The sequence below is a fragment of the Salibacterium aidingense DSM 18341 genome (assembly GCF_000429685.1).
GTDB classification, from domain to species: Bacteria; Bacillota; Bacilli; order Bacillales; family Marinococcaceae; genus Salibacterium; species Salibacterium aidingense.
The window spans coordinates 286,403-310,335 of the sequence record NZ_AUCI01000002.1; the positions used below are offsets into that span (position 1 = coordinate 286,403).

Below are 23,933 nucleotides of genomic sequence, written 5' to 3' on the forward strand. Positions count from 1 at the left end.
AGATGTTGCCCTTATGCCCTGTGAAAGCAAAATTCCGAACGATTCTCTCGCGAATCGTTCGGAATTTTTTATCTCTTGATGGCTTGGTCCAAGGATTCTCCAACGTTCCATCTTTCTTATTCCGCCCTACGTTGTTTTTCTTCCAACAACAGCTGTTTGAGCTCGCGGACTTCATTCTGTAATTCGTAAAACTGCTGGTCTTTGACCTCGGTGGGATGTTCCTTTTCTCCCGTGTCCTCTGCTTTTTCTACATTATTCACAATAACACCAATAAAAAGGTTAAATATGACAAACGTTCCGACAAGGACAAAACTGACAAAATAAATCCAGGCGGAAGGCGAGAGTTCCATCACAGGCCGCATGACATTACTGGCCCAGGATTCCAGAGTTACAACTTGAAATAAAGTTAGAAGAGCGTCCCCCAGACTTCCAAAGTAATCAGGCGCAATATCCTGATAAAGCATTGTTCCAATAACTCCATAGATGTAAAAAATGATCCCCATGAGAATTAATATATTGCCTAACGCAGGGATAGTCATTAAAAGTGCATCGACCAGCCTGCGAAGCGAGGGAATAAATGATATGGCACGGAGCACCCGCAGTACCCGAAGCACCCGGAGGACGGTGACAAAATGAGCTCCGGCAAACACATGCCCGGATAAAACAATGATAAAGTCAAACCAATTCCATGAACTTTTAAAGTAAGAAAATACAGGACGTGAGCCAGCCAGACGAGCGACAATTTCAATAGTGAAAATCCATAGCAGAACTCGGTCAGCTGCATAAAACGCAAATTCATTATTTTGGTAAATCGCCGGAAATGTCTCTAAACCAACAATAACGGCATTGATTAATATAACAACCATGATAGTATTGATAAAAAAGGGGTGATCAACGATCAAAGAAATGGTGGTCCGCCAGCGTTCCAGAGGCTTACTTTCCATATGTATGACTGTGCTCTCCTTTCTTTTTTACAGTACTGCCGCTATTAAATTTTACTAGATGATGGGGGGAGAAAAAAGATAATAGTATGGAAAATTCGTGTCCAAAAAGTGAAACGAGACTGGCAAAGCCTGCAAGGGCCAAAAGATTCTGAACGCCCCCCTCCCGTGAAGGGGCCGTCCCCCAAAGGTTAGAGAGAAAAATGAACGTTTGGGGGATTTTTATGGAAAAATACAGCGGGGGTCGAATTGAAAGGCGGGGCAGGAATATCTTAAGGAATTGGAAGGCGGCGGCATTTCGTTGTCCGCAGGGCTGAAAATGGCCACGTCCAGATACAGCTATACGGTTCAATAAGAAAAAGAGTTGTCATATTTTCTTCCGAGTGTTTTTGATTGTGAAATAGCTGTTTGAATACTTTCTTGAAACAATTCCTGTATGTGATGCTTTTCGAGTACCTGGAAGGCGGCTTCGGTGGTGCCGCCTGGACTCATTACTTCATTATACAAGGAACGGGGGGATTGGTTGGATTTACGAAGGCGGGAAGCGGCCCCATATATTGTTTGAATGATTAAAGCATGAGCTTCTTCTTCCGGCAGCCCAGCTTCCGCTGCAGCTTGTTCCATTGCCTCCACAAAATAATAGAAATAAGCAGGTCCACTTCCGGATATCCCAGTCACCGCATCCAAATGGTTTTCTTCAAAAACGGTAACTGTCCCAATCGCGGAAAATAAGGAAGAGGCCAGGTCAAGGTGATGCAAAACAGCGTGTGTACCCTTGCTGAGTGCAGTGGCCGATTCTCCCACTTGAGCGGAAGTATTTGGCATAGCTCGTATAACAGGAACAGGAAAATCCAGCTGTTCTTCGATATAAGATGTTTTTATTCCAGCAAGGACAGACATAACTAATTTGTCTTCTGTCAGCTCTGGCTTTATTGCTGCTGCTGCTTCCTTCATGTGTTTTGGTTTCACTGCCAGCACAATAATATCAGCTTCTTTTACCGCATCCGCTGTGCTGGAAACAGTACGTATTCCGTATTCTTCCTCAAGCTGAGTTAACCGTTGAGTATTCGAATGGTTGGTGGCAGTGATGTTGGCCGCCGTTATGCGTTCTTCAGCCAGAAGCCCGCCTATAATGGAGGCCGCCATGGAACCAGCGCCGATAAATGCGATATGATGATCCTCTATCATAGTTGCCCTCCTATTCTTTTATCTGTCCAGTTCCTTCAATGAGGTATTTAAAAGAAGTTAAAGCTTCCAGCCCCATCGGGCCGCGGGCGTGAAGTTTTTGGGTACTTACCCCGATTTCAGCTCCAAAGCCAAATTCAAAGCCATCTGTGAATCGAGTGGATGCATTGTGATAGAGCACCGCAGCGTCCAGGTTACGATAAAACATTTCTTTATGAAACGGGGTCTCAGTGACTATAGCTTCCGAATGCCCAGTACCGTATTGCTTAATATGCCGGACGGCTTCCTCCGTATCTTTGACTGTCTTTACTGCCGCGGTTAGATCCAGGTATTCCTCTTCCCAGTCAGATGGAGAAGCTTCCTTCACCCTTGAATGAAGAGCTTGTATGTTTTCATCTCCCCGCACTTCGACCCCGTGTTCAACCAGGGCCGCTATCAGCTCTTTTCCGTTCTGTTCTGCCCATTGTTCCTGTACAAGAATCGTTTCTGCCGCATTGCAGACAGAAGGACGTTGTGTTTTTGCATTCACTGCAATGTTAATGCCCATTTCTTTTTCCGCCGTTTCATCAATGAAAACATGGCAGTTTCCTACTCCTGTTTCAAGTACCGGAACCGAAGACTCCTGAACAACAGTTTGAATAAGCCCGGACCCGCCACGTGGTATAAGTACATCCAGATAATCATTCATGGTAAACAATTCCGAAGCTGCTTCTCTTGAAGTGTCTTTGGCTAATTGAACAGCGTCCGTTGGAATACCCTGCTTGTTAAGGGCCGTATGGATGGAAGTAACAATAGCTTCATTAGAGTAATAGGCCGATGAACTTCCGCGTAAAAACGCAGCATTCCCCGTTTTAAGACATAAAGCAGCTGCATCGGCTGTAACGTTTGGGCGGGCTTCATAAATGATTCCCACAACGCCGAGCGGAACTCTCGCCTTTTGAATGCGCAGTCCATTGGGACGCTTCCAGGATTCAATTTCTTCTCCAATTGGATCTTTGAGACTCTTCACATGACGGAACCCTTCTGCCATACTGTGGATTCTTGTTTCGGACAAACGGAGTCTGTCCATGAGGGCTTGGGAAAGCCCGTTTTTTTCTCCTGCCTGCAGATCTTTCTCATTTTCGGCCAGGATATAACGTTTATCTGACTCCAGTTGTTCGGCCATAGCTGTAAGCAGATCATTCTTTTCCTTTGTCGTCAATAATGACACCTTTTCTGCCGCTTCTTTTGCTTTTTTTCCTTGTTCCAGAATGATTCCCATTTTTACATCCTCTCCTTTTCCGCAGGCACCCATTCATCCCTGTGAATGACTTCTGCTCTTTCAGTTACTGTCATATCAGCAGTTTCATGTGTCGACTTGCCTTTAATCCGCATAAGTTCTTCTGCTGACATATTGACTTGTCCTTTACCTATCATTTGTCCCTTCATGTCCTTGACCTCGACCACACCTCCGCTTTCAAACCTTCCGGAAACCTCTACGATTCCAGCCGGCAGGAGGCTTTTTCCTTTTTGCAGCAGAGCTTTTTTTGCCCCGTCATCAATAATAATTTCACCAGTGGGAAGGGAATGTATGGCCAGCCACTGTTTTTTGCTGTTTAAAATGAAACGGCCGGGAAAGCCAATATACGTGCCGTCTCCTTTTCCAGCGAGAATATCCTGAAAAGAGGAAGGCCCTTCAGCAATGCCGATAAAAGCCCGCAATCCCAAGGACAATCCAGTGTGAGCAGCCTGAAGTTTTGATTTCATTCCTCCCGTGCCTACTTTGCTGGCGCTTGCCCCGGCTTCCTTAAATTGTTCTTCCTGTATTTCAGACAAGAAGTGGTAACGTTTTGCATAAGGGGTTGTAGCCGGGTTGGAATCATAAATTCCATTAATGTCCGTGATGATGATTAAACAATCGGCGTGGATTAAACCACCGACCAGAGCAGATAACATATCATTATCTCCAAAAGTTAACTCATCCACAGCGATGGTGTCATTTTCATTGATAATAGGAAGAACACCACGTCGCAGCAATTCTGTTATAGTGGAGTAGGCGTTCTGGTACTGGTGCTTATTGGAAAAATTGTCGCGGGTTAATAGAATTTGTCCGGTTTCTATGTGATACTCATTAAATGCTTCGGTGTAAGCCTGCATTAGTAATCCCTGCCCGACGGCGGCGGCGGCCTGCTTTCCAGCAAGGGTGACCGGACGGGACGGGTATTTTAACCCTGAAAATCCAGCCGCTACGGCGCCGGAGGAAATAAGGACGACTTGATGTCCTTCTTTATACAGGCCGGCAATGGCATCTACATATTCCTGTAATTTTTCCCGGCTTAATTCCCCGCCGGCATTGGTTAACGAACTGCTTCCAATTTTTATAATAACTCGCTCTTTTTTCACTTTGATCACCTGGTCTTTTATTTAAGAAAAGCGCAAGCGCCCTGAATGAGAAAGTTCGGTTAAAACCGCCTCGTCCTGAAGCAACACCGAACTGACCCTGCATCCTGTAAGCCCTCGTGCGGACCTCCGAGCGCCTGGGCGCTGGATCTAGAAAACGCCCAAAATTCATACGTGCTTATCTTCAAAAAAATTCTTCCGCCCTTTAAGAAAAAGGACGGAAGAATGTCACATTCCGCGGTACCACCTTCGTTAGATGAAAAACACATCTGTTTCCCATCCCGCTCTATGTTCCTGTATCGAAGGATAACGGCCGGGTTATTTCCCCGGCAGCTCCAGGGCGGGTTCAACAGCCGGCCTTCCCTGCAATGCTTTTCAGCCGGGGAGCACTGCTCTCTGAACGGAAGGCCGGCTGCTTACTATTCCCTTTCACAGCTGTACATTGTCGTCACGTTTTGTATATATTATTATCTGAAACATAGAAATGGTTTGTCAAGTCCTTTACCTGATAAAATCATAACAGCCCATAACCGTGAACGAAAGGGGGAGGCTTATGAGGGAGCGGTCTAAACACATCGTGATCACAGGGGCTTCCAGTGGTATCGGAAAAGAATTAGCTCGAAGGGCGGCTGAACAGGGTCATTATCCCATTCTTATGGCAAGATCTTTGCCAGCTTTACAGGAACTTCGAAGCGAATTACAAGCACAAGGACAAAAGTGTGCTATCTATCCAGTGGATGTTACAGATCCGGAAGAATGTGAGAATGCGGTTAACGATATAGAGCAGCGGTTTGATCAAATGGATGTCCTCATCAATAATGCAGGAGTCGGCGTGTTTGCCCCCGTAGATAAACTATCTGCAGAAGAAGCAGAACAAATGCTGAAAGTAAATGTACTGGGTCTCTTTTACATGGTGCGCGCTGTCCTTCCCGGGATGAAAATGCGCAGAGAGGGACTCATCATAAATATCGGTTCCCAGGCGGGGCGTATGGCAACACCGAAAGCTTCGATATATGGAGCGAGCAAACATGCGGTAATAGGGTTCAGCAATGCCCTTCGCCTTGAGGCTGCCGATTATTCTATAAGGGTAACGACAGTTAACACAGGCCCCGTGCGAACGCCTTTTATCCGTAAGGCTGACCCCGAGGGGGGATATGAAAAAACCGTGGAAAAGTTTTTCCTGGATCCATCAGCGTTGTCCTATAAAATCATAAAACTAATCGATCATCCGCGAAGGGAACTAAATCTGCCGTGGTGGATGGCTGCTGTTTCCTGGATATATTCGCTGGCGCCGGGAGTAGTGGAACGGGCCGCAGGAAAACAATTTTATAAAAAATAAAGCGGGAAATTCTTTCTGTTGCCGTTTCGCGAGTCTCATGCTAGACTGAAAAAAACGCTTAATATAAAGGAGACAGACGTATGCATGTAGACCGCACAGGGATCGCAGTCTGGCTCCGTTCCACAAAACAAGTACGCCATCTGCGCAAATACGGAGTCGTATATTATGTGTCAAAAAGCATGAAATATGCTGTTTTATATTGCAATCTTTCGGATGTGGACGAAGTCATCCAAAAAATAGAAAATTTATCATTTGTGGAAAAAACGGAGCGTTCCAGGAAACCGGAAATCCGCACAGAATTCAGCAAACCAAGCACGCCAAAAGAAAATGCCTATGACTACAATGTTGGTATTTAAAAAGGCTGAGACAAATCATTAAAAGATTAAGTTCCCGAACGATTTCTAAATCGTTCGGGAATTTTTGTGTATCCTCTGATTATCAAAGCGTCAACATTCTCCGCTTTCACCCACAGGGCACAAGGGCGACATCTCCTCCAACTTCCTTTGGTCGTTGTCGCAATGTCTTCTTTGCCGGGGCACGGCTCGTATACAGGTGGTGGAATTGTTTCGAAACCCGAATTGTAATAGAATGACAGTGTAGAAAGAAGGGATTCTTTCATGATGGACTGGAAGAAAAATTTATATATACTTACAGCTTCTATTTTTATCGTAATGGCTGCGATGACCATGATTGTTCCATTCCTGCCGCTTTATCTGCAGGAACTTGGAGTGACCGATCCTGCAAAAGTAAGCACATGGGCAGGACTTATTTTTGGTATTAATTTTTTTAGTGCCTTTCTTGTTTCTCCATTCTGGGGGCGGCTGGCAGACCGGCGCGGCAGACGATTAATGGTGCTTCGTTCCGGGTTTGGAATGGCTTTAGTCATGATTTTGATGGGCTTTGCCACCGGTCCGTGGAGCCTTTTCTTTTTTCGGCTATTGAACGGGACGATTTCGGGTTTTAATCCGGCCTCTATCGCACTCATTTCAACGAATACCCCTAAAGAATATGTAGGACGGGCGCTTGGTATATTACAGGCCGGCGCTGTAGCAGGCAGTATTTGCGGTCCGCTTTTTGGCGGAGTGATGGCAGAAATTATTGGATTCCGTATGATATTTAACATTACCGGAGTGGCCATTGCCGTTGCAGCGCTCACTGTCCTATTTTTTGTGAAGGAGGAGTTCACACCCCCGGAAAATGAAGAAAAAACAAGTACCCGGCAGGATTTCAAAACGATCGCATCCATACAGCCGATTCCGTATATTTACGCTATTATTTTCGTTATACAATTTGGCCTGGTAGGGATTAATCCACTCGTTTCTCTGTTTGTCGAAGACTTAAGCGGCGGAATGAACAGTGCTTTTTTTGCCGGGCTGGCTGTATCCTCGATGGGATTTGCAAACATGCTGGCTTCTCCTAAACTGGGAAAATTAAGTGATTCTAAAGGCCCTCAGTACGTGCTGTTCGGGGCGTTAATTGGAGCGGCTGTGTTTTCTATCCCCCAGGCTTTTGTAACCGGCCTGTGGCAGTTGATTATCATGAGGTTCTTTACCGGGCTGTGTCTTGGCGGTCTATTGCCGGCGGCCAACACTTTAATACGCAGGCTGGCACCGGAGGGAATGGAAAGCAGAACCTATGGTTTTTCCAACAGCTTTTTATTTCTCGGCAACATGCTTGGCCCTATGGCAGGAGGCCTGATTGCTGGAATAACGGGAATCAGGAGTTTGTTTCTCCTTTCGGCACTGTTACTGTTTACGGGGGTAATTATTATGAAAAAAAGAGTGGTGCCGCAATTAAAAAATACGCAGTAACGCTACTTAGATTCACCACAGAACAAAAAAAGGCTGTTCCTCAGGGTTAAAGGAACAGCCCTGCCCGCATTTTACGGGCCATGGGAGAGGAGAAACCGGAGGAAGAACTTATGGGGAAACGTAAGCCTTCTCCGCGGTTGTCAGCAACATGGATTCATGCTGCTGTTTGTCAGTATGTACGGCCTTTCTGCGTTTTATACATGATCTGCGAAAAAACTCCCCTTATCGCGAGAATTATTTGCCTGTGCCGTATTTTGTGGTAGGATAAAAACCATATAGAGGAAAGGATATAACAAGCATGCGCGTGATTTCTGGAAAATATAAAAGCAGGCCGTTAAAACCGGTACAAGGGATGAAAACCAGGCCTACCGCTGATAAAGTAAAAGAGGCCTTGTTCCACCGTATAGGGCCCTATTTTGAGGGCGGGGCTGTGCTTGATTTGTATGCCGGGACAGGCAATCTTGGTATTGAAGCGCTCAGCCGGGGAGCGGAACATGCTGTTTTTGTAGATAAAAATCCCCAGGCAGTGAAAGTGATAAAACAAAACCTGAAAAGCGTGGGAATTCAAGAAGACACGGAAGTTTACTGTAACGAGGCCGGACGCGCTCTGAACGCACTGGATAAGCGCAATAAGAAATTTACGTTTATTTTCCTGGACCCTCCCTATGCTGTTAACGTACTCCCCTCATTATTGGAAAGCATTTCTGACAAAGGACTGGTACCACAGACTGGAACGATTGTCTGCGAGCATCACGCTTCCATTAGGCTCCCGGAACAAATCGGTGAATTAAACAGGCTGACGATGGAAAACTATGGGGACACCAATGTTTCGCTTTATATTAAAGAATGAAGGAGGGAGCAGGCCGTGGCTAGTGTAGCGGTTTACCCTGGAAGTTTTGACCCTGTAACAAATGGGCATGTCGACATCATTGAAAGAAGTTCAAAAGTGTTTAATAAAGTAATTGTCGCTGTATTACATAACCGGAACAAAGAGCCTTTATTCACGGTGGACGAGAGAGTACAGATGCTAAAAGAATCGATTGAATATATTCCAAATATTGAAATCGATTCTTTTAACGGCCTGCTGGTCGACTATGTCCGTCACAAGCAGGCTAAAACGATCGTACGGGGGCTTCGGGCTGTGACCGATTTTGAATACGAGATGCAGGCTGCTTCCATCAACCGAAAGCTTGATCCAGAATTAGAGACCTTTTTTATGATGACGAATAATCAATATTCCTATTTAAGTTCCAGTATAGTAAAAGAAGTGGCGAAATACGAAGCGGATGTGGGAGACCTGGTTCCGCCTCCTGTCCCCAAGTATTTATATGAAAAATACGGATCGTCTCCATCTGATAGGTAGCATATTGTTTACCGAGGGCTGGGACAAAAGAATGGAAGTTGGAGGAGATGCCGCCCTTGTGCCTTGGGGTGAAAGCGAAGTATTTTGACGCCGCGATAGAAAGACGCATAAAATTTCCGAACGACTATGATTCGTTCGGAAATTTTTGTTTTGAAATAGTTTTGTCCCCCTTCCTTTCTTTATGATTTTCTGGATGAGGTATGTAAACATAGCAAATAAATGCCTAAACAGGCGATTGTCATGATTCCTCCCAGGTTAGAGAACAAGTGTTCCGCGGTGTACCAAATGGCTTCCGCTCCAGAGTCGTAGGCTGTTCCTGTCCCAACTGGTGTTTCCTGGCGGAGCAGATACAATGGTTCCCAGGCGGCATAGGTGATGAGAACGGCAAGGATGCCATGCAGCCATCTTGCCATAAAAAAAGGAGCATAACGAATGTCTGTTTCCGCCAGCAGGCTGGCAACCTGGGCATGGACGGAGAGGCCGCTGAACCCGAGGATGAAAGAAGTGATAAGTGCTTTTTCAAACATGGAGACCGAAGAAAGATCACTAACCAGCTTGCTGCCAACGGTGATTTCAAAAAAACCGGACAGCCATGGCAAGGCCAGTTCCTGTCCAAAAGATAGAATAGAAAGAAACATCCCGGGAAACCAGGCGAGAAAATTAATGATGTCTGTTACATGTAAAACGCGGTACAATACAGAAAATAAACAGATAAATCCGCCTATCATTAACAGTGTATGAATAGACGATACCACTGCGTCCCCCAGTTTTTTTCCAAAGGGGCGTTTGTCCTTTTTTTGTTCGTCAAGCAAGGCTTCCACCGCTGCTGAAAACGATAAGGAAGAAGACGAAGAAACGGAGGGATGAGAGCCGGGGGCGGAATAAAAACGCATAGCGATTCCAACCAGTGTATTCGCCGAATAGTGGGAAAAAGCAAGCAGTAAACCGAGCGCTGCATCGTGAAAAAAACCAACTGCGACAGCGCCGCATATAAAAAGGGGATTCGAAGAATTGGTGAAACTTACTAGTCGTTCGGCCTCTTCTCTGCTTAATTTATTTTGTTTTCTTAGTTTAACGGTGAATTTAGCTCCAGAAGGAAACCCTGCTATAAACCCCATTGCCCATACAAATCCACCGCTGCCGGGCACTTTGAAGACCGGTCTCATCACAGGATCCAGCAGGACACCCATAAAACGTACAACCCCAAAAGCGATCAGAAGTTCTGCTGTCACGAAAAAAGGGAAAAGAGAAGGAAATACCGTTTGACTCCACATTTGCAAACCATTTTTCGATGCATCAAGAATCTCTTTTGGGTATATAATCAGACAAGCGGCAAAAAAACTTGCGCAAAGAGCGCAGCTTAACATAATTATTTCTTTTTGTTTCACTATCGTGCGCCTCCTCAGCAAAATCCACAGGAAATATAAAAAGCAATGGGCCGGCCGCTCATGTTAAAATAAAATAATGTTGACAGGAGAAATGCGGACTGGCCTTTCCTCCTACATGGATATGTATCCATCGCTTAGATTTAGACCATAAAAATAGATAGAAAAAAGACATACAAATGAGTGGAAGGAGAGGCATTATGAAAAACACGAAACGTGGCGGCATGAAACGCAGCTGGATCATTCTCATCGGGTTGGTGTTGATTCTTGCTCTTAATCAAATCCCGCTTCCGTATTACTATTCTCAGCCTGGAGAGGCTGCTTCTCTTGATGGAATGATAACGGTGGAAGGTGGATACAAAGAACACGGAGAATTTTATTTAACGACCATTCGGCAAAGACGGGCCAATATTCCCTTGTATATCTGGTCCCAATTTTCCTCCTACCGGGACGTCACGCCCACAGAAGACTTCCTGCGTGAAGGAGAGACAGATGAAGAATATTTTCACCGGCAGGAAATGTTAATGGACAGCTCCCAGGAAGCAGCAAAAATTGCAGCATATAAAGAGGCGGGACAAGAATACGAAGTCACCTATCATGGGGTGAAAGTCTCCCAGCTGATTGAAGGAATGGACGCAGAGGATCACCTGCAGGAAAATGACTTAATTACAGAATTAAACGGAGAGTCGGTGAAGACGCTGGAAGAAATGAATGCACGGCTGGAGGATATGGGAGCAGGGACTGAGGTGGAACTAACGGTTAAACGAAATGAAAAACAAAGAAAGGAAACCGTCACAATAGATCCCTTCCCGAAGGATCTGGACAGTTCGGGAAGAGCCGGCCTAGGTCTTCTGTATCCCTATACAGAACGTGACGTTCAGTTCACCCCTGAGGTACAGATTGAATCGGGGGCGATTGGAGGACCTTCGGCAGGCCTTATGTTTTCATTGGAAATATACAATCAGTTAACGGAGCAGGATTTGACCAGAGGACTGGATGTTGCCGGAACCGGGACAATGGACGACGAAGGAAACGTAGGGCGCATTGGAGGTATCGGTCAAAAGATAATAGCTGCCGAACATTCCAATGTTGATATTTTCTTCGCCCCGGACAGCGACAGCGCCGCTCCTTCGAATTATGATACAGCAGTGGAGACAGCAGAAGAAATCGATGCAGAAATGGAAATCGTACCGGTGACACATATTGAAGAAGCGATCACATATTTAGAAAACCGGCAGGAAACGTCCTAGACACTTCTACGTCCGCTCCTTCAAAATAATAGGCGGCTGCTCATATTCCTGCCGCCATCTTTTTTTTCTTGAGGCAGGGGGAAGCGGGAGATAATAGGCCATAGCTGCTTTTTCATCGAGCTGCTGCTGGAGTGTTTTGTGCTTGGGAAGTTTAGAAAACAAAGGAAGCGCACACTGTTTTTTTACACGGTTTAAATACGCCTGTCCCTGCGGGTTCATTCCGAGTATACGGATGTGATCCGCTCCATTGGAAGCAAGGGCCGCTCCGGCTTCTTTTTTAAACGTTCCGGTCAACACCTGCACGGCAAAACGCTGGAGCCTGGTCCACGTATAGCGTTTTGTTTTCAATGCACTCATGAAAGCATGGAAAGAGTTTTCTGTTTTGATGAAAGATTGAAAGCGATGGTGAATGCCTTCTTCTGCCTCGTACAATTCAGACAGCAGAGAGGGGGAAAGGGTAAGCGCTTTGGCCTGTAAATAGGGATAGTATTTTTCCCAGTCATAAAAAAAAGAGCCATCGTTTATAAAAGATTCCATCACCTGAAAGGAGGCTTCCGGAACAGCCTCCTGCACCGTATGCACAGGCTGCTTCTCTTCAATCAGCCGGCGGCGGATGCTTGTAGCACTGGATATCGCGGACGAAGACAGTGTTTCGTCATGATAGCCGGCCTGCATCCGTCGAACCGTTTCCGGCTGGATAGAGCTCTGCAGATCGTGGATAGCCTGTATGTAATGAAAACCAAGTATATTATTAGGCTTCGTAAGATCGGGTAATTCCCGGTCCGGAGCGAGCTGCTGAAAAGCCATGGAAGCAGCTTTCGGGTAACTGAATCCCTGTTTACTAAAAGACTTTATGTAAGAGCTGTATTCTTCCCGCCGGGTTTGCAGAAATTCCAGCAATTTTAAAAAGGGTTTAATATCTCCCTGTTCGCTCCCGAAACAGATGGTGTCCGTGCCGAGCTGTTCAAGAACAGATACAGCACCCCTGGCAAACCAGTCCGCATGCTGGCTGGAAAATATATAAGGAAGTTCCACTACTAAATCGGCTCCCGAGCGAAGGGCCATCTTTGTTCGCTCCCGCCTTGGCAAAAGCGCAGGCTCTCCGCGCTGCAAAAAATATCCGCTCATTACACAAATAACCACCTCGGCATCTGCTGCCTCTCTGGAAGCGTTTAAATGATATAAATGCCCGTTGTGAAAGGGGTTATATTCAACAATCAGACCGACAGCTTTCATAAAGCTATTCTCTCCTTCTCGTCCTGAAAAAGTATTATCAAAAAAAGAATCTTTTCTCGATGAAAAAGACATGTTAAGATATAGAAATTCTCTTGTTCCTCCAGTATAATGTAAAGAAAAAATATTGACAAATAAAGGCATGGTGGATATAATTACTCTTGTTGCCCAGAGGTGATACCCAATGAGATGGAGTATTCAACAACTTCTAGCGAAAAAAGAAGAAGGGCTGGAAATGGACGCTTCCGTTGATGTCAGGGAATTGATAGAACGGGACCGTGAAATTCGGGACATCAGTCCGGTTCAGGTGTCCGGCAGAGGCGATTTCACAGGTGATACAGTCACTTTCCATGTCCGTCTGAAAGGATCGATGGTCTTACCTTGTTCCCGCACATTAGCGGACGTAAATTATCCTTTTGATATTCCTATGACAGAAAGCTTCCGACTGGACGGTACTCCTGTGGATGAAGAAGATATTCATTTACATGAACCGGAAAATGGATATGTGGATCTTCTCCCTTATATTGAAGAGAATATCTTAGTGGAACTTCCTATACAGGTTTTTGCAGATAATGTAAGTGATCATGATTCACCAGCCCCGCAGCATGGGAAGGACTGGGAAGTCATTACGACAGAAGAAGCAGCAGGGAAGAACCAGGAGGAAGAGGAGAAGGTCGATCCGAGAATGGCTGACTTGGCCAAGTATTTTGACAAATAAGCAAGGATAGGAGATATGCCGGCGCGTATTTCTCCTTTTCTCCATTGAAAATGTATTTACTCTAAAAGGAGGTGTGACACATGGCAGTACAACCTAGACGTACGTCTAAAACCCGTAAAAACAAACGTCGCACACATCATAAACTTACTGTAAAAGGTATGGTTAAATGCCCGGATTGCGGGGAAATGAAACTATCCCACCGTGTCTGCAGGAATTGCGGTTCTTATAAAGGAGAAACTGTGGTGGAAAAAAGTTAATAGGTGAACTTGAAAGCTGTTCAGGAAGAGAGATTCTTTTCCTGAACAGCTTTTTTGTGATGGAAGACAGGGTGCTTTCTTGAGATATTGCTTCGATTCTTTTTTCTTTTAAAAGAATAAAATTTTTAATAAAAGGACATAATCATTTGATAGAGCGATTCTATCTTCTAGTTATCATTCATAGAAATAAAGAAAAAGAACGGAGGGATTTCATATGGCATTATCTCGACAGGATGCGTGGTCTGCAGATGAAGATATCACTCTTGCTGAAATTGTGCTGCGCCATGTTAGAGAAGGCAGTACTCAACTATCCGCTTTTCAGGAGGCCGGGGAAAAATTATCGCGGACCGCAGCAGCCTGCGGTTTCAGGTGGAATGCTTGTATTAGAAAAAAATATGAAAGTGCGATTGAAATGGCACGAACGCATAAGCACAAGAGTACAGATAAAGGGCTGCTGGCCCGGGAGGAAGAGCAGCAGCCGGACATACCACTTTCAAACATCAAAGATCCCGGACTTTCGAATGAGGAAGAAAACTTCAGTCCTCACACAGCAGAGATGAAAAACCAGCTGCAGGACACGATTTCCTTTTTAACCAAGCTTTCTCAGTATATGGAGGAAAAAGAGGCTGAAGTCAACAATACCCTGGAGAATAAAAAGAAAGAACTGCAGCATGAAAACAAAAAGCTGGAAGAAGAGTTACATCAGGTGAAAAAGGATTTTAAAAGACTGCGGGAAGATTATAAAGCCCTACTGGATGTAATGGAAAAAGCGAGAGCGCTGTCTGAAGGAGCTCTCCCTTATCTGGCAGAAGAAGAAATGGAAGAAAGCAGTTAATAAACGAAACGCTCAGATGATCCAGTCATCTGAGCGTTTGTTATGAAGAGCCTGCCCATTCTTTCGCTATTCCATTGTCATATCCGTTTCGGAAGGCTGCTGTTCTTGTTCCTGGACGCCGGCCGGGTACCAAACATATGGATTTTCCCCACGGTCTCTTTCGGGATGGTATGTCACATTTTCAAAGCCCATTTTCTCCCAGAAGTAATCTGACCGTTGTCTTGCATTTGTTTTTACAGGAAGATTAAATGACTTTGCATAATTTACTAACGTTTCGCCAAAACCGCGGTTTCTGTAAGGTTCGAGGACTTCAAGCTTCCACAGTTCTAAATAGTCCTGCGGAGGGTCGAAATAAAAGTCAAACTTACTGTCTATCTTATACAGGCACATGCGCGCCACTAGGCGGTCTCCGTAATAAATACCATAAAAAGGAGATTCGCTGTCGTTTTCGATGATGTTCTCCTCGAGTTCTTCCTTCATGGATAATTCCTGCACACCGACTTCTTTAAAATTCTGAAATTCTTCTAACGTCTTATAATTTACACGTAAGCGCTTCACTTCATATTTTGACATGTTCATCCTCCTCACCTATCCTGTTAATACCATTGTACTATATCCATTTGTGTTTTTGGTGGATGATCTTCTGTTATAGAATAGGCGTAATACTTCTAATATTCTAACATAATCAGCCATTGCTTCCACGTTTGAACTCCTTTATGCTACGAATGACAAACAATTTTATGAAAGGTGGGGAATGCTGGTTGAGCAATCTACTCATCCTTATTGGCGCCGCCCTGCTTACACTTCCTCTGCTAGCCTGGTATCTGGTTTATATTATGGTGGCAAAAGTTACGAAAAATAAGGGGAAAGCGATACGTACGGCGGCTGATACAACAACCATTTTGTTTATCACAGCGGTGCATTTACTGGTAATGGAAATATGGGGAGAATCCTATTTTTGGCTTCTACTTCTTATCATTCTTACAACAGCAGTATTTTTTACCATTATCCATTACCGCTCGGGACAGGACGTAGAATTTATGCGGTTAATCAAGGGGATATGGCGTTTTACATTCTTTCTCTTCCTCGCAGGATATATTATTCTGGCCGGGTACGGCTGGGGGCTTTCCCTGCTTTCTGCTTTTATTGGATAATGGTTCATGATAATCTGATAACCAGATAGAAACTCGGAAACAGCAGTAGAAAGGGTTGGAGCGAAATGGAAGTATGGGACGAAGATTTTTCACAGAGACATACATTTGTTCAGGATTATATAGAAAACAAAACACAGGCCCGCTCTTTTTTTGATTATGGAGGCTCGCCGGAGGAAATGAAGCGGCGTTATACTGATATTATGGATCGGACATATCCAAGGGAAACATTGTATCAAATTCTACATACATATAACCAAAAACTGGCATACGGTGACAATGCGGTTCAGGAACTGAAAAAGTTAAGGGATCCAGAAACTGCAGCTGTTGTAACAGGACAGCAGGCCGGCCTGCTGTCAGGTCCTTTGTATACAGTGACAAAAGCAATAACAGTGGTGAAAGAAGCGAAGGAAAAAGAAAAGCTGCTAAATAAACCGGTTATTCCAATATTCTGGATAGCTGGGGAAGACCATGACTGGGAAGAAATCAATCATATTTATCTGCCAGGGCACAAAGCCCCCCAGAAAATCACATACAAAGGGTTTTTTGAACCCGGCCGGCCGATGTCTGATCAGCCTGTACAAAAAACCGCTTTGGAGGATTGGTGGAAAAAAGCAGTAGGCTGTCTGCGGGAATCATCTCATACCAAATCTTTGTATGACAGCTTCCATCACCTGGTCGAACGATCAGGTTCCATTACGGATTTTTTTGCCGAATGGATGCGCTGGTTATTTCGGGATACCGGGCTCATCATGCTTGATGCCGGTGATCAGGCTCTGCGTCCACTGCAAACCGATACATTTCACCAGATCATCAGTCAAAATCACTGGTGCAGGAAAGCTGTGAAAGCGGGAATGGACCGTAGAGATAACTCCGTATATGGTACGCCGGAAGGATTTAACGAAGAGAGCGCTCAGTTATTCTATCATCCTTATCAAAAAAGGGTGATGTTATACGAAGGGCAGAATGGTGAATTCACAGATAAGCAAGGGGAGCACCGGTTTGATAAAGGATTTCTGGAGAAAGAAGCTATGGCTCACCCGGAGCGCTTTAGCTCGACCGCATTAACCAGGCCGCTTATTCAAGAAACCATCCTTCCTGTTCTTGCTTATGCAGGAGGACCTGGAGAAATTAATTACTGGTCGCTTCTGCAGCCGCTGTTTCATCAATTTGACCTGCATCTTCCCCCTGTACTTCCAAGAATGGAAGCTGTCATTATCCCCCGGACAGCCCAAACGATTGCCCATAAAGAATCTCTTTCCCTGAGGGAAGTACTGAAATACGGGGCGGAAAAGTATATGGAAGAGTTGCGGAACACCGCGAAGCAGGTAGACGGGAAGATGCTGGCGGAGGAACTGCTGCAGCAGCTGGAACCTTATCACGCCCGGATGCAGGAGGAGTGGGAGAAAATTGCTCCTTCAGAGAAAAGTTTTGGTGAAACTAACTGGAAAATCATAAAAGACAATGTTTCAACATTTGCCAACAAGATGGATAGATACCAGGAAAATCGGGAAGAATGTCGCATTCAGAAGATAAAAAAGCTGGAGCAGCTTCTTCGGCCATATCATCAGCCTCAGGAACGAATATATAATATATTATTTTTCCTTAATGAGTATGGAGGTAGTTTTATCTCGAACCTTATGGCTAACCTTCCCCCCGGATGTGGAAAACAGTATGTGATAAAAATGTAAAATGTAAGAATATAAGTGCAACTAATGACTGATATTGCAAGTTTCCTTCAAATCGAAGGAAACTTTTTTTGTCGGTAAAAAATTAAAATAAAACGTGGTATAAAGTGGGGGAATGTGGTAAGTTATAGATAGAAAGTGGAGGAGGATGGTTGCGTAATGTTCATGGGCGAGCATCATCATAATGTGGATGACAAAGGAAGAATGATCGTCCCGTCCCGCTTTAGAGAGGGGTTGGGAGAAACATTTGTTGTCACCCGTGGAATGGATGAATGCTTGTTCATTTACCCGATGGAGGAATGGGAACGGCTGGAAAGTAAGCTCAAATCTCTTCCATTTACGAAAAAAGATGCCAGAGCCTTTACCCGTTTCTTCTTTTCAGGAGCGGCTGAATGTGAACTGGATAAACAGGGAAGAGTAAGTCTCCCCTCCACATTGCGCCACTATGCAGGTATTCAAAAAGAATGTGTAGTCATTGGTGTTTCAACAAGAGTTGAAATCTGGAGTAAAGAAAAATGGGAAGAGTATTTCCAAGAATCCCAGCAATCGTTTTCCGAGATCGCGGAAAATATTGTGGATTTTGATTTCTGATTGTTTTCATACATGCTTACCACCTGCCCAAAGGAAGGAGGGAGCCGTTTTTGGAGTCTTTTTCGCATGATACTGTTTTATTAAAGGAGGCGGTGGACGGCCTCGCTGTAAAACAAGGCGGAACCTACGTGGACTGTACGCTCGGAGCGGGCGGACACAGTGAAAGAATATTGCAGAAGCTGGAATACAGCGGTCATCTGTTTGCTTTTGAACAGGATGAAACGGCCTTGTCTTACGGAAAAGAACGACTCGTCCCTTTTGGAGACCATGTGACATTTATACATGAGAATTTTACAAGGTTAAAAGAAGAGCTGGCCGGAAGATCGATACAGGGAGTAGACGGCGTGCTGTTTGATTTGGGAGTGTCCTCCCCGCAGTTTGACGAGGCGGAAAGAGGATTCAGTTATCGGTTTGACGCACCGCTGGACATGAGAATGGACCCCCGCCAGCAGCTAACGGCAAAAACAGTCGTTAATGAATGGAGTTTTCAAGAACTCTACTCGATTATTGCTCGGTACGGGGAAGAAAAGTTTGCAAAGCAAATTGCCCGTAAGATAGAAATGGCACGAAAAACAGCTCCTGTAGAAACGACCTTCGAACTGACAGAGCTGATAAAGGAAGCCATCCCCGCCCCGGCCCGAAGAAGCGGCGGGCACCCTTCCAAACGGACGTTTCAGGCACTTCGGATAGCAGTTAATGATGAACTGAATGTGTTTGAAAAGGCATTAACAGACGCCTGTGATTTGCTGAACCGGGGCGGTCGTATAAGTGTTATTACGTTTCATTCGCTGGAAGACAAGCTTTGCAAAAGGATTTTTAAAGAAAAAAGCAGTCTCCCGGATCTTCCGAAAGGCCTGCCGGTTGTACCGGAAGGAAGTAAACCTTCGTTTACATTGATCACAAAAAAACCAATTACACCGGAACAACAGGAGCTAAAAAACAATAACCGCGCTCATTCAGCGAAACTGCGAATCGCGGAAAAATGTTAGGGGGAAACGTATTTGGATAATCTGGCACAACAAATCCAGCGTCAAAAGCAGGAAAGACAAACTCTACATAAACAGGTGCAGACCCATCATATTCCGGGAAAAGTCACTAAAGGAGAAAAAATCCTTGTTTTTTCGATGGTGCTGGCTGTCGTTATCGCGGCTTTTATCCTCATTTCCAACTATGCCAATATTTATACACAACAGCGGGAAATAGCAAGCCTCAATCAATCCATAAATGAACAGACGGAGACAAACCGCAGCCTTGAACTGGAGGTTGCCGAATTAAGTGCTCCGGATCGTATTATGTATTACGCAAAAGAAGAGTTGGGCATGGAACTGGATGATGAACAGGTAAGAGTGATTCAGAGCGCAACACCTTAAGGCAGGAAACAACCAGATACAAGGGGGCGGCGCGAATTTGCCGCCCTTGTTATGTTTTTAAAGCCGGTACATGAGAAAATAGGCGGTGAGAAGATGGCTCAAAAACGAAAAAATATTATAAAACGGGCGTTAATGCTATTAACTCTTGTTTTCCTTTTTTTTCTGGTATTTGCCGGAAGAGTAGTGTATGTACAGGTAACCAAGGAAGTGAACGGGCAGGATCTGCAGGCTATGGCAGAATCCCGCTGGACGACAACGCAGACGCTTCACGGGGAGCGCGGAAGTATTTATGATCGGGAAGGACAGGCCCTGGCAGAAGAAGTTCAGTCTTATACTGCATTTGCCGTTCTGGACAAAGAATATGAAGGACATGTAGAAAATCCGGAGGAGACCGCAGAGAAATTGGCACCGTTTATTGGATTGGATGCAGCGGAATTACAAGAGATGTTTCAGACCGGATTGGAAGAAGATAAGTTTCAAATTGAGCTGGGATCCGGTTCAAAATACTTAAGCTTATCACAAAAACAGGAGATTGAGGAACTGGGGCTGAAAGGTATTTATTTTCGGACAGAGCCAAAAAGATATTACCCTAATCAGAAGTTTGCCTCCCATGTTCTAGGTTATACGGAAAAGGACATGAGTGAAGCGAAAATGGGTCTGGAACTGGAATTGAACAAAGAACTGTCCCCGGCCGACGGTTCGCTTACCTATCGGCGGAACCGACAGGGAATACCGCTGTGGAACGTTAATGAACAGATCGATGAGCCAAAAAATGGAGAGGATGTATATCTGACCATCGATTCCAATATCCAGACAGCTTTGGAGCAGGCCATGACAGAAGTAGAAGAACAATACAATCCAAACAAAATGACGGCCATCGTTGCAAATGCTGAAACTGGTGAAATTCTTGGTATGGGAAACCGCCCCAGCTTTAACCCCAATGAATATGAGTCTATTACCAATTACACAAATTATGCAGTATCCGACCGGTTTGAACCGGGGTCCACAATGAAAATGTTTACGCTGGCTGCTGCGTTGGAGGAAGAAGTCTACAATGGAAGCGGCGAATACGAGTCAGGGACTTATGATGTCGGCTCAAGAACGATAGGGGATCACAACAACAGCAGAGGCTGGGGAAGGATTACGTACGATGAAGGCTTTATCCGCTCCTCCAATGTTGCCTTTGCTAAAGTAGCCCTGGAACAGCTTGGTCCAAAACGGTTTTTTCAATACATGAAGAAATTCGGGTTTTCCGAGCCGACGGGAATTGACCTACCAAATGAAGCAGACAGTATTTTGGCAGAAGCGAACGAGCTGAACACCGCTATTACCGGGTTCGGCCAGTCCAGTGCTGTCACTCCAATCCAACTGATTCAGGCAGCAACAGCTGTGGCGAATGATGGGAAAATGATGAAGCCCTATATCGTAGATAAAATATACAGCGGGACAGAGGAGCAGTATTCCTACGAAGCGGTGCCTGAATCTTCCGGAAGCCCCATCAGTGAAGAAACCGCAGCGCTCACCAGAGAAAAGATGGAACAGGTCGTCACTTCCGAAGATGGGACAGGACAGCCTTTTCAAATTGAAGGCATCGATGTGGCGGGAAAAACCGGAACGGCACAAATAAATGATCCAAATGGCCCTGGTTATTTGAGCGGGGAGGACCAAAATATTTTTTCCTTTATCGGAATGGCGCCGGTGGAGGATCCAAGTATTATTGTCTATGTTGCCGTGGACCGCCCTGAATTAGAAGAGACAGAGGCTGGTTCTGCTCCGGTTTCCCAAATCTTTAATCCCGTGATGAAACAAAGTCTTTCGTATTTGAATCTTTCCCCGGATGACGTTGCAGAAGAGCAGGTCTATGAAGAAGAAGGAATGGAAGCAGAAGATTATCGCGGCAAGCAGGTGGAAGAAGCGGTGACCAAGTTGGAAGAAAACGGATTAAAACCGATTATATTAGGTGCAGGCAATACGATTGAAGCTCAATACCCGGCCGCAGGCGAACCGCTAATTATTGGGGAAAAAGTATTTCTGCGGACAAAAGGAAACATCGAAATGCCGGATGTAACAGGATGGTCCCTGCGTGATGTGAAACGATTGAGTACCTTTACGGATCTGAAGCTGGACCATCTGGGTTCTGGATATGTAACGAAACAGAGTTTAGAACCGGGGGCTGCCATTCATGAAGAAGGCTATTTAACAGTAGAATTGAAACGCTCTGAAGAAACAGGCTCAGCAAACAGAGAAAATACAGGCGGAGAGGAAGGAGAACAAACACAGGAGCACCAGCAGCGGGAGTAAAGACAGCGCGGTGTGTTCTTAATAAGGGTGAACAAGCATAAGGTTATTATAGAAAATTTATAATCTTATGGTGGTGGCTCGGACATGCGCGTATCGTTCGTTACCGTTAGAAAAAGGCTGTTTTTTGTGCTGGCAGTTGGAGCTGTGGCTATTGTGGTGCTTCTGCTCCGCCTCGGATTTGTTCAATTTTCGATGGGGGACTGGCTGTCTGAATTAGCGAGAGATTCATGGAGCAGGGATGTTCCATTTGAAGCAGAACGCGGAGAAATTTTGGACAGAAATGGCGAAGTACTGGCCACCAATGTCAGTGCTCCATCTGTGATTGCAGCACCCCGGCAGATTGAAGACCCGGAGCAGTCTGCAGAACAATTGGCAGATGTGCTTGGTGCCGGGGAAGACAAAGTATATGAATGGCTAACAAAAAACCAATCTCTGGTTCGTCTGTCTCCGGAGGGACGTAAAATAAGTAAAGAAAAAGCAAAAGAAGTAAGGGATTTGGAGATTGAGGGCATTTATATCGCAGAAGACAATAAACGCCATTATCCAAAGGGAAAATACCTTTCTCATGTGCTTGGATTTGCAGGAATTGATAATCAGGGGTTAACCGGTCTCGAACAATACTATGATGACAAATTAAAAGGAGAAGCCGGAAGAGTTTCTTTTTTCTCCGATGCTAAAGGAAGAAAATTGGAAGGAATGGCCGATGAATATGAAGAACCGACCCCCGGCGAGGATTTAAGTTTGACGATCGATGCGAAAGTGCAGACTATTATTGAACGGGAATTGGATATTGCAGAGGCCACCTATAATCCAGACGGGGCACTGGCTATTGCAATGGACCCGGATTCCGGGGAGATTCTTGGAATGAGCAGCCGGCCGGATTTTCATCCGGAAGAGTTTAGAGATATTCCGGCAGAAGTCTACAACCAGAATAAACCAGTATGGTCTCAGTATGAACCGGGGTCGACTTTCAAAATTATCACGTTGGCTGCAGCGCTTGAAGAAGGAAAAGTGGACCTGGAAAATGACCATTTTAACGATCCGGGGTATATCGAAGTAAGCGGCACGAAATTACACTGCTGGAAAAAAGGCGGCCACGGAGAACAGACATTTCTGGAAGTTGTTCAAAACTCCTGTAACCCCGGTTTTGTTGCATTAGGAGAAAGACTGGGGAAAGATACTTTGTTCGATTACATTGAAAACTTTGGGTTTGGTAAAAAAACAGGGATCGACCTTCAGGGGGAAGGAACCGGTATTTTATTTGACAGAGAAAATGTAGGACCGTTGGAATTGGCTACAACTGCATTTGGACAGGGTGTCTCTGTCACTCCTCTTCAGCAGGTGACAGCTGTGGCTGCTGCAGTAAATGGCGGATATTTATATGAGCCCTATCTAGCGAAGGAATGGCTGGAAGCTGATAGTGGGACGGTGATCGAAGCAAACACCCCTACCATGAGGCAGCAAGTGATATCAGAAGAAACATCGGACGAAGTGCGGAATGCTCTGGAACATGTGGTGGCCAAAGGAACGGGGCGCGGGGCTTTTGTCGACGGCTACCGCATTGGCGGGAAGACGGGAACGGCGCAAAAAGCGGTAGATGGCAAGTATTTAGAAAATAATCATATCGTATCGTTTATCGGCTTTGCCCCTGCTAATGACCCGGAAATCGTCGTATACACCGCGATAGATAATCCAAAAGATACACTGCAGTTTGGGGGAATCGTTGCTGCTCCCATTGTCGGAAACATTATTTCCGACAGCTTGTCCGTCATGGGAGTAGAAAAACAGCAGGATCAACTGGAAAAAGAACGGAACTGGGATGACGAAGTGCTGGTGGAAACACCTGACGTTACCGGGAAAAGCCTGAAAGAGTTACATGAAGCCTACTATCCTTTTCAAATTGAAAAGGAAGGAGAAGGGAATGTGGTCATCGCTCAGTCCCCGAAAGCAGGAGAAAAAATAAGAGAAGGGGGAACAATCAGGCTTTATCTGGATGACAAATCGAATTCTTCCGATTAAAATAGATAAAGTGCTCTATTCTGCCGGTGGATTTAATGTCTGCTGGCAGAATAGATGAATATAATAAGCATAACCGAACGATCAACATTCCGGAGTCGAAGATGCTTGTTTACTATC

Annotated in this window: 23 protein-coding genes and 1 other annotated feature; of the genes, 16 read left to right on the forward strand and 7 right to left on the reverse strand. The window is 45.2% G+C overall.

All coding sequences use genetic code 11. From position 1 onward, the window contains the following. Positions 1–116: 116 nt before the first annotated feature. The 4 genes from G475_RS0103705 to proB form a co-directional block, all read right to left on the reverse strand. The gene (locus G475_RS0103705) at positions 117–944 is read right to left on the reverse strand and encodes an ion transporter (protein WP_026700117.1); all 828 of its coding nucleotides are present in this window, start codon (positions 942–944) and stop codon (positions 117–119) included. Positions 945–1,289: 345 nt separating this feature from the next. Then, positions 1,290–2,129 carry a pyrroline-5-carboxylate reductase gene (gene proC, locus G475_RS0103710; protein WP_026700118.1) on the reverse strand — a complete coding sequence of 280 codons (840 nt, stop codon included), beginning with the start codon at positions 2,127–2,129 and terminating at the stop codon, positions 1,290–1,292. Positions 2,130–2,139: 10 nt separating this feature from the next. Beyond that, entirely contained in the window at positions 2,140–3,387 is a 1,248-nt protein-coding gene (locus G475_RS0103715; RefSeq protein WP_026700119.1) for a glutamate-5-semialdehyde dehydrogenase, read from the reverse strand. A 2-nt stretch (positions 3,388–3,389) separates the two neighbouring features. Beyond that, a complete protein-coding gene (gene proB / locus G475_RS0103720; RefSeq protein WP_026700120.1) occupies positions 3,390–4,508 on the reverse strand; it encodes a glutamate 5-kinase in 1,119 nt (372 codons plus the stop codon). 207 nt (positions 4,509–4,715) lie between these two features. After that, positions 4,716–4,947, reverse strand: a binding site (T-box leader). A 111-nt stretch (positions 4,948–5,058) separates the two neighbouring features. Here proB and G475_RS0103730 point away from each other — a divergent pair. From G475_RS0103730 to coaD, 5 genes are all read left to right on the forward strand, one after another. Beyond that, positions 5,059–5,844 (forward strand): SDR family NAD(P)-dependent oxidoreductase, encoded by a 786-nt coding sequence (locus G475_RS0103730; RefSeq protein WP_026700122.1) that lies wholly within the window; start codon positions 5,059–5,061, stop codon positions 5,842–5,844. A gap of 80 nt (positions 5,845–5,924) precedes the next feature. Beyond that, complete coding sequence (locus G475_RS0103735; protein ID WP_026700123.1) at positions 5,925–6,200, forward strand: YlbG family protein; 276 nt, start codon at positions 5,925–5,927, stop codon at positions 6,198–6,200. A gap of 261 nt (positions 6,201–6,461) precedes the next feature. Then, complete coding sequence (locus G475_RS0103740) at positions 6,462–7,655, forward strand: MFS transporter (RefSeq protein ID WP_026700124.1); 1,194 nt, start codon at positions 6,462–6,464, stop codon at positions 7,653–7,655. A gap of 298 nt (positions 7,656–7,953) precedes the next feature. After that, a complete protein-coding gene (rsmD, locus tag G475_RS0103745) occupies positions 7,954–8,505 on the forward strand; it encodes a 16S rRNA (guanine(966)-N(2))-methyltransferase RsmD (protein WP_026700125.1) in 552 nt (183 codons plus the stop codon). Between the two features lie 15 nt (positions 8,506–8,520). After that, the gene (coaD, locus tag G475_RS0103750; RefSeq protein WP_026700126.1) at positions 8,521–9,018 is read left to right on the forward strand and encodes a pantetheine-phosphate adenylyltransferase; all 498 of its coding nucleotides are present in this window, start codon (positions 8,521–8,523) and stop codon (positions 9,016–9,018) included. A 179-nt stretch (positions 9,019–9,197) separates the two neighbouring features. On the opposite strand, the gene ylbJ is transcribed toward coaD, so the two are convergent. Next, the gene (gene ylbJ / locus G475_RS0103760; protein ID WP_051302134.1) at positions 9,198–10,406 is read right to left on the reverse strand and encodes a sporulation integral membrane protein YlbJ; all 1,209 of its coding nucleotides are present in this window, start codon (positions 10,404–10,406) and stop codon (positions 9,198–9,200) included. 197 nt (positions 10,407–10,603) lie between these two features. Here ylbJ and G475_RS0103765 point away from each other — a divergent pair, with 197 nt between their 5' ends. Then, complete coding sequence (locus G475_RS0103765; protein WP_051302135.1) at positions 10,604–11,653, forward strand: SepM family pheromone-processing serine protease; 1,050 nt, start codon at positions 10,604–10,606, stop codon at positions 11,651–11,653. Positions 11,654–11,659: 6 nt separating this feature from the next. Here G475_RS0103765 and G475_RS0103770 read toward each other — a convergent pair whose 3' ends face one another. Continuing rightward, entirely contained in the window at positions 11,660–12,889 is a 1,230-nt protein-coding gene (locus G475_RS0103770) for a nucleotidyltransferase (RefSeq protein WP_026700129.1), read from the reverse strand. Between the two features lie 181 nt (positions 12,890–13,070). Here G475_RS0103770 and G475_RS0103775 point away from each other — a divergent pair, with 181 nt between their 5' ends. The 3 genes from G475_RS0103775 (at position 13,071) to G475_RS24185 (ending at position 14,696) form a co-directional block, all read left to right on the forward strand. Continuing rightward, complete coding sequence (locus tag G475_RS0103775) at positions 13,071–13,604, forward strand: YceD family protein (RefSeq protein WP_026700130.1); 534 nt, start codon at positions 13,071–13,073, stop codon at positions 13,602–13,604. Between the two features lie 80 nt (positions 13,605–13,684). Further along, positions 13,685–13,861, forward strand: a complete 177-nt coding sequence (gene rpmF / locus G475_RS0103780) for a 50S ribosomal protein L32 (RefSeq protein ID WP_026700131.1) — start codon at positions 13,685–13,687, stop codon at positions 13,859–13,861. A gap of 214 nt (positions 13,862–14,075) precedes the next feature. Then, entirely contained in the window at positions 14,076–14,696 is a 621-nt protein-coding gene (locus tag G475_RS24185; RefSeq protein ID WP_051302137.1) for a hypothetical protein, read from the forward strand. A gap of 66 nt (positions 14,697–14,762) precedes the next feature. On the opposite strand, the gene G475_RS0103790 is transcribed toward G475_RS24185, so the two are convergent. Next, positions 14,763–15,269 (reverse strand): N-acetyltransferase, encoded by a 507-nt coding sequence (locus tag G475_RS0103790; protein ID WP_026700132.1) that lies wholly within the window; start codon positions 15,267–15,269, stop codon positions 14,763–14,765. Positions 15,270–15,457: 188 nt separating this feature from the next. Between G475_RS0103790 and G475_RS0103795 the strand changes: the two genes are divergently transcribed. The 7 genes from G475_RS0103795 to G475_RS0103825 all read left to right on the forward strand — a co-directional run bounded on the left by G475_RS0103795 (position 15,458) and on the right by G475_RS0103825 (position 23,816). After that, entirely contained in the window at positions 15,458–15,850 is a 393-nt protein-coding gene (locus tag G475_RS0103795) for a DUF3397 domain-containing protein (RefSeq protein ID WP_026700133.1), read from the forward strand. A gap of 65 nt (positions 15,851–15,915) precedes the next feature. Then, positions 15,916–17,538 carry a bacillithiol biosynthesis cysteine-adding enzyme BshC gene (bshC, locus tag G475_RS0103800; RefSeq protein WP_026700134.1) on the forward strand — a complete coding sequence of 541 codons (1,623 nt, stop codon included), beginning with the start codon at positions 15,916–15,918 and terminating at the stop codon, positions 17,536–17,538. Positions 17,539–17,694: 156 nt separating this feature from the next. Continuing rightward, on the forward strand, positions 17,695–18,126 hold the full coding sequence (gene mraZ, locus G475_RS0103805; protein ID WP_026700135.1) for a division/cell wall cluster transcriptional repressor MraZ: 432 nt from the start codon (positions 17,695–17,697) through the stop codon (positions 18,124–18,126). A gap of 50 nt (positions 18,127–18,176) precedes the next feature. Beyond that, positions 18,177–19,115, forward strand: coding sequence for a 16S rRNA (cytosine(1402)-N(4))-methyltransferase RsmH (gene rsmH / locus G475_RS0103810; RefSeq protein WP_026700136.1), 939 nt, complete (start codon positions 18,177–18,179; stop codon positions 19,113–19,115). Between the two features lie 12 nt (positions 19,116–19,127). Next, positions 19,128–19,496: a cell division protein FtsL gene (gene ftsL, locus G475_RS0103815; protein WP_026700137.1), complete on the forward strand. Its 369-nt coding sequence runs from the start codon at positions 19,128–19,130 to the stop codon at positions 19,494–19,496. A 93-nt stretch (positions 19,497–19,589) separates the two neighbouring features. After that, on the forward strand, positions 19,590–21,797 hold the full coding sequence (locus tag G475_RS0103820) for a penicillin-binding protein (RefSeq protein ID WP_035710185.1): 2,208 nt from the start codon (positions 19,590–19,592) through the stop codon (positions 21,795–21,797). An 84-nt stretch (positions 21,798–21,881) separates the two neighbouring features. Further along, positions 21,882–23,816 carry a stage V sporulation protein D gene (locus G475_RS0103825; RefSeq protein WP_026700139.1) on the forward strand — a complete coding sequence of 645 codons (1,935 nt, stop codon included), beginning with the start codon at positions 21,882–21,884 and terminating at the stop codon, positions 23,814–23,816. Positions 23,817–23,933 lie beyond the last annotated feature (117 nt).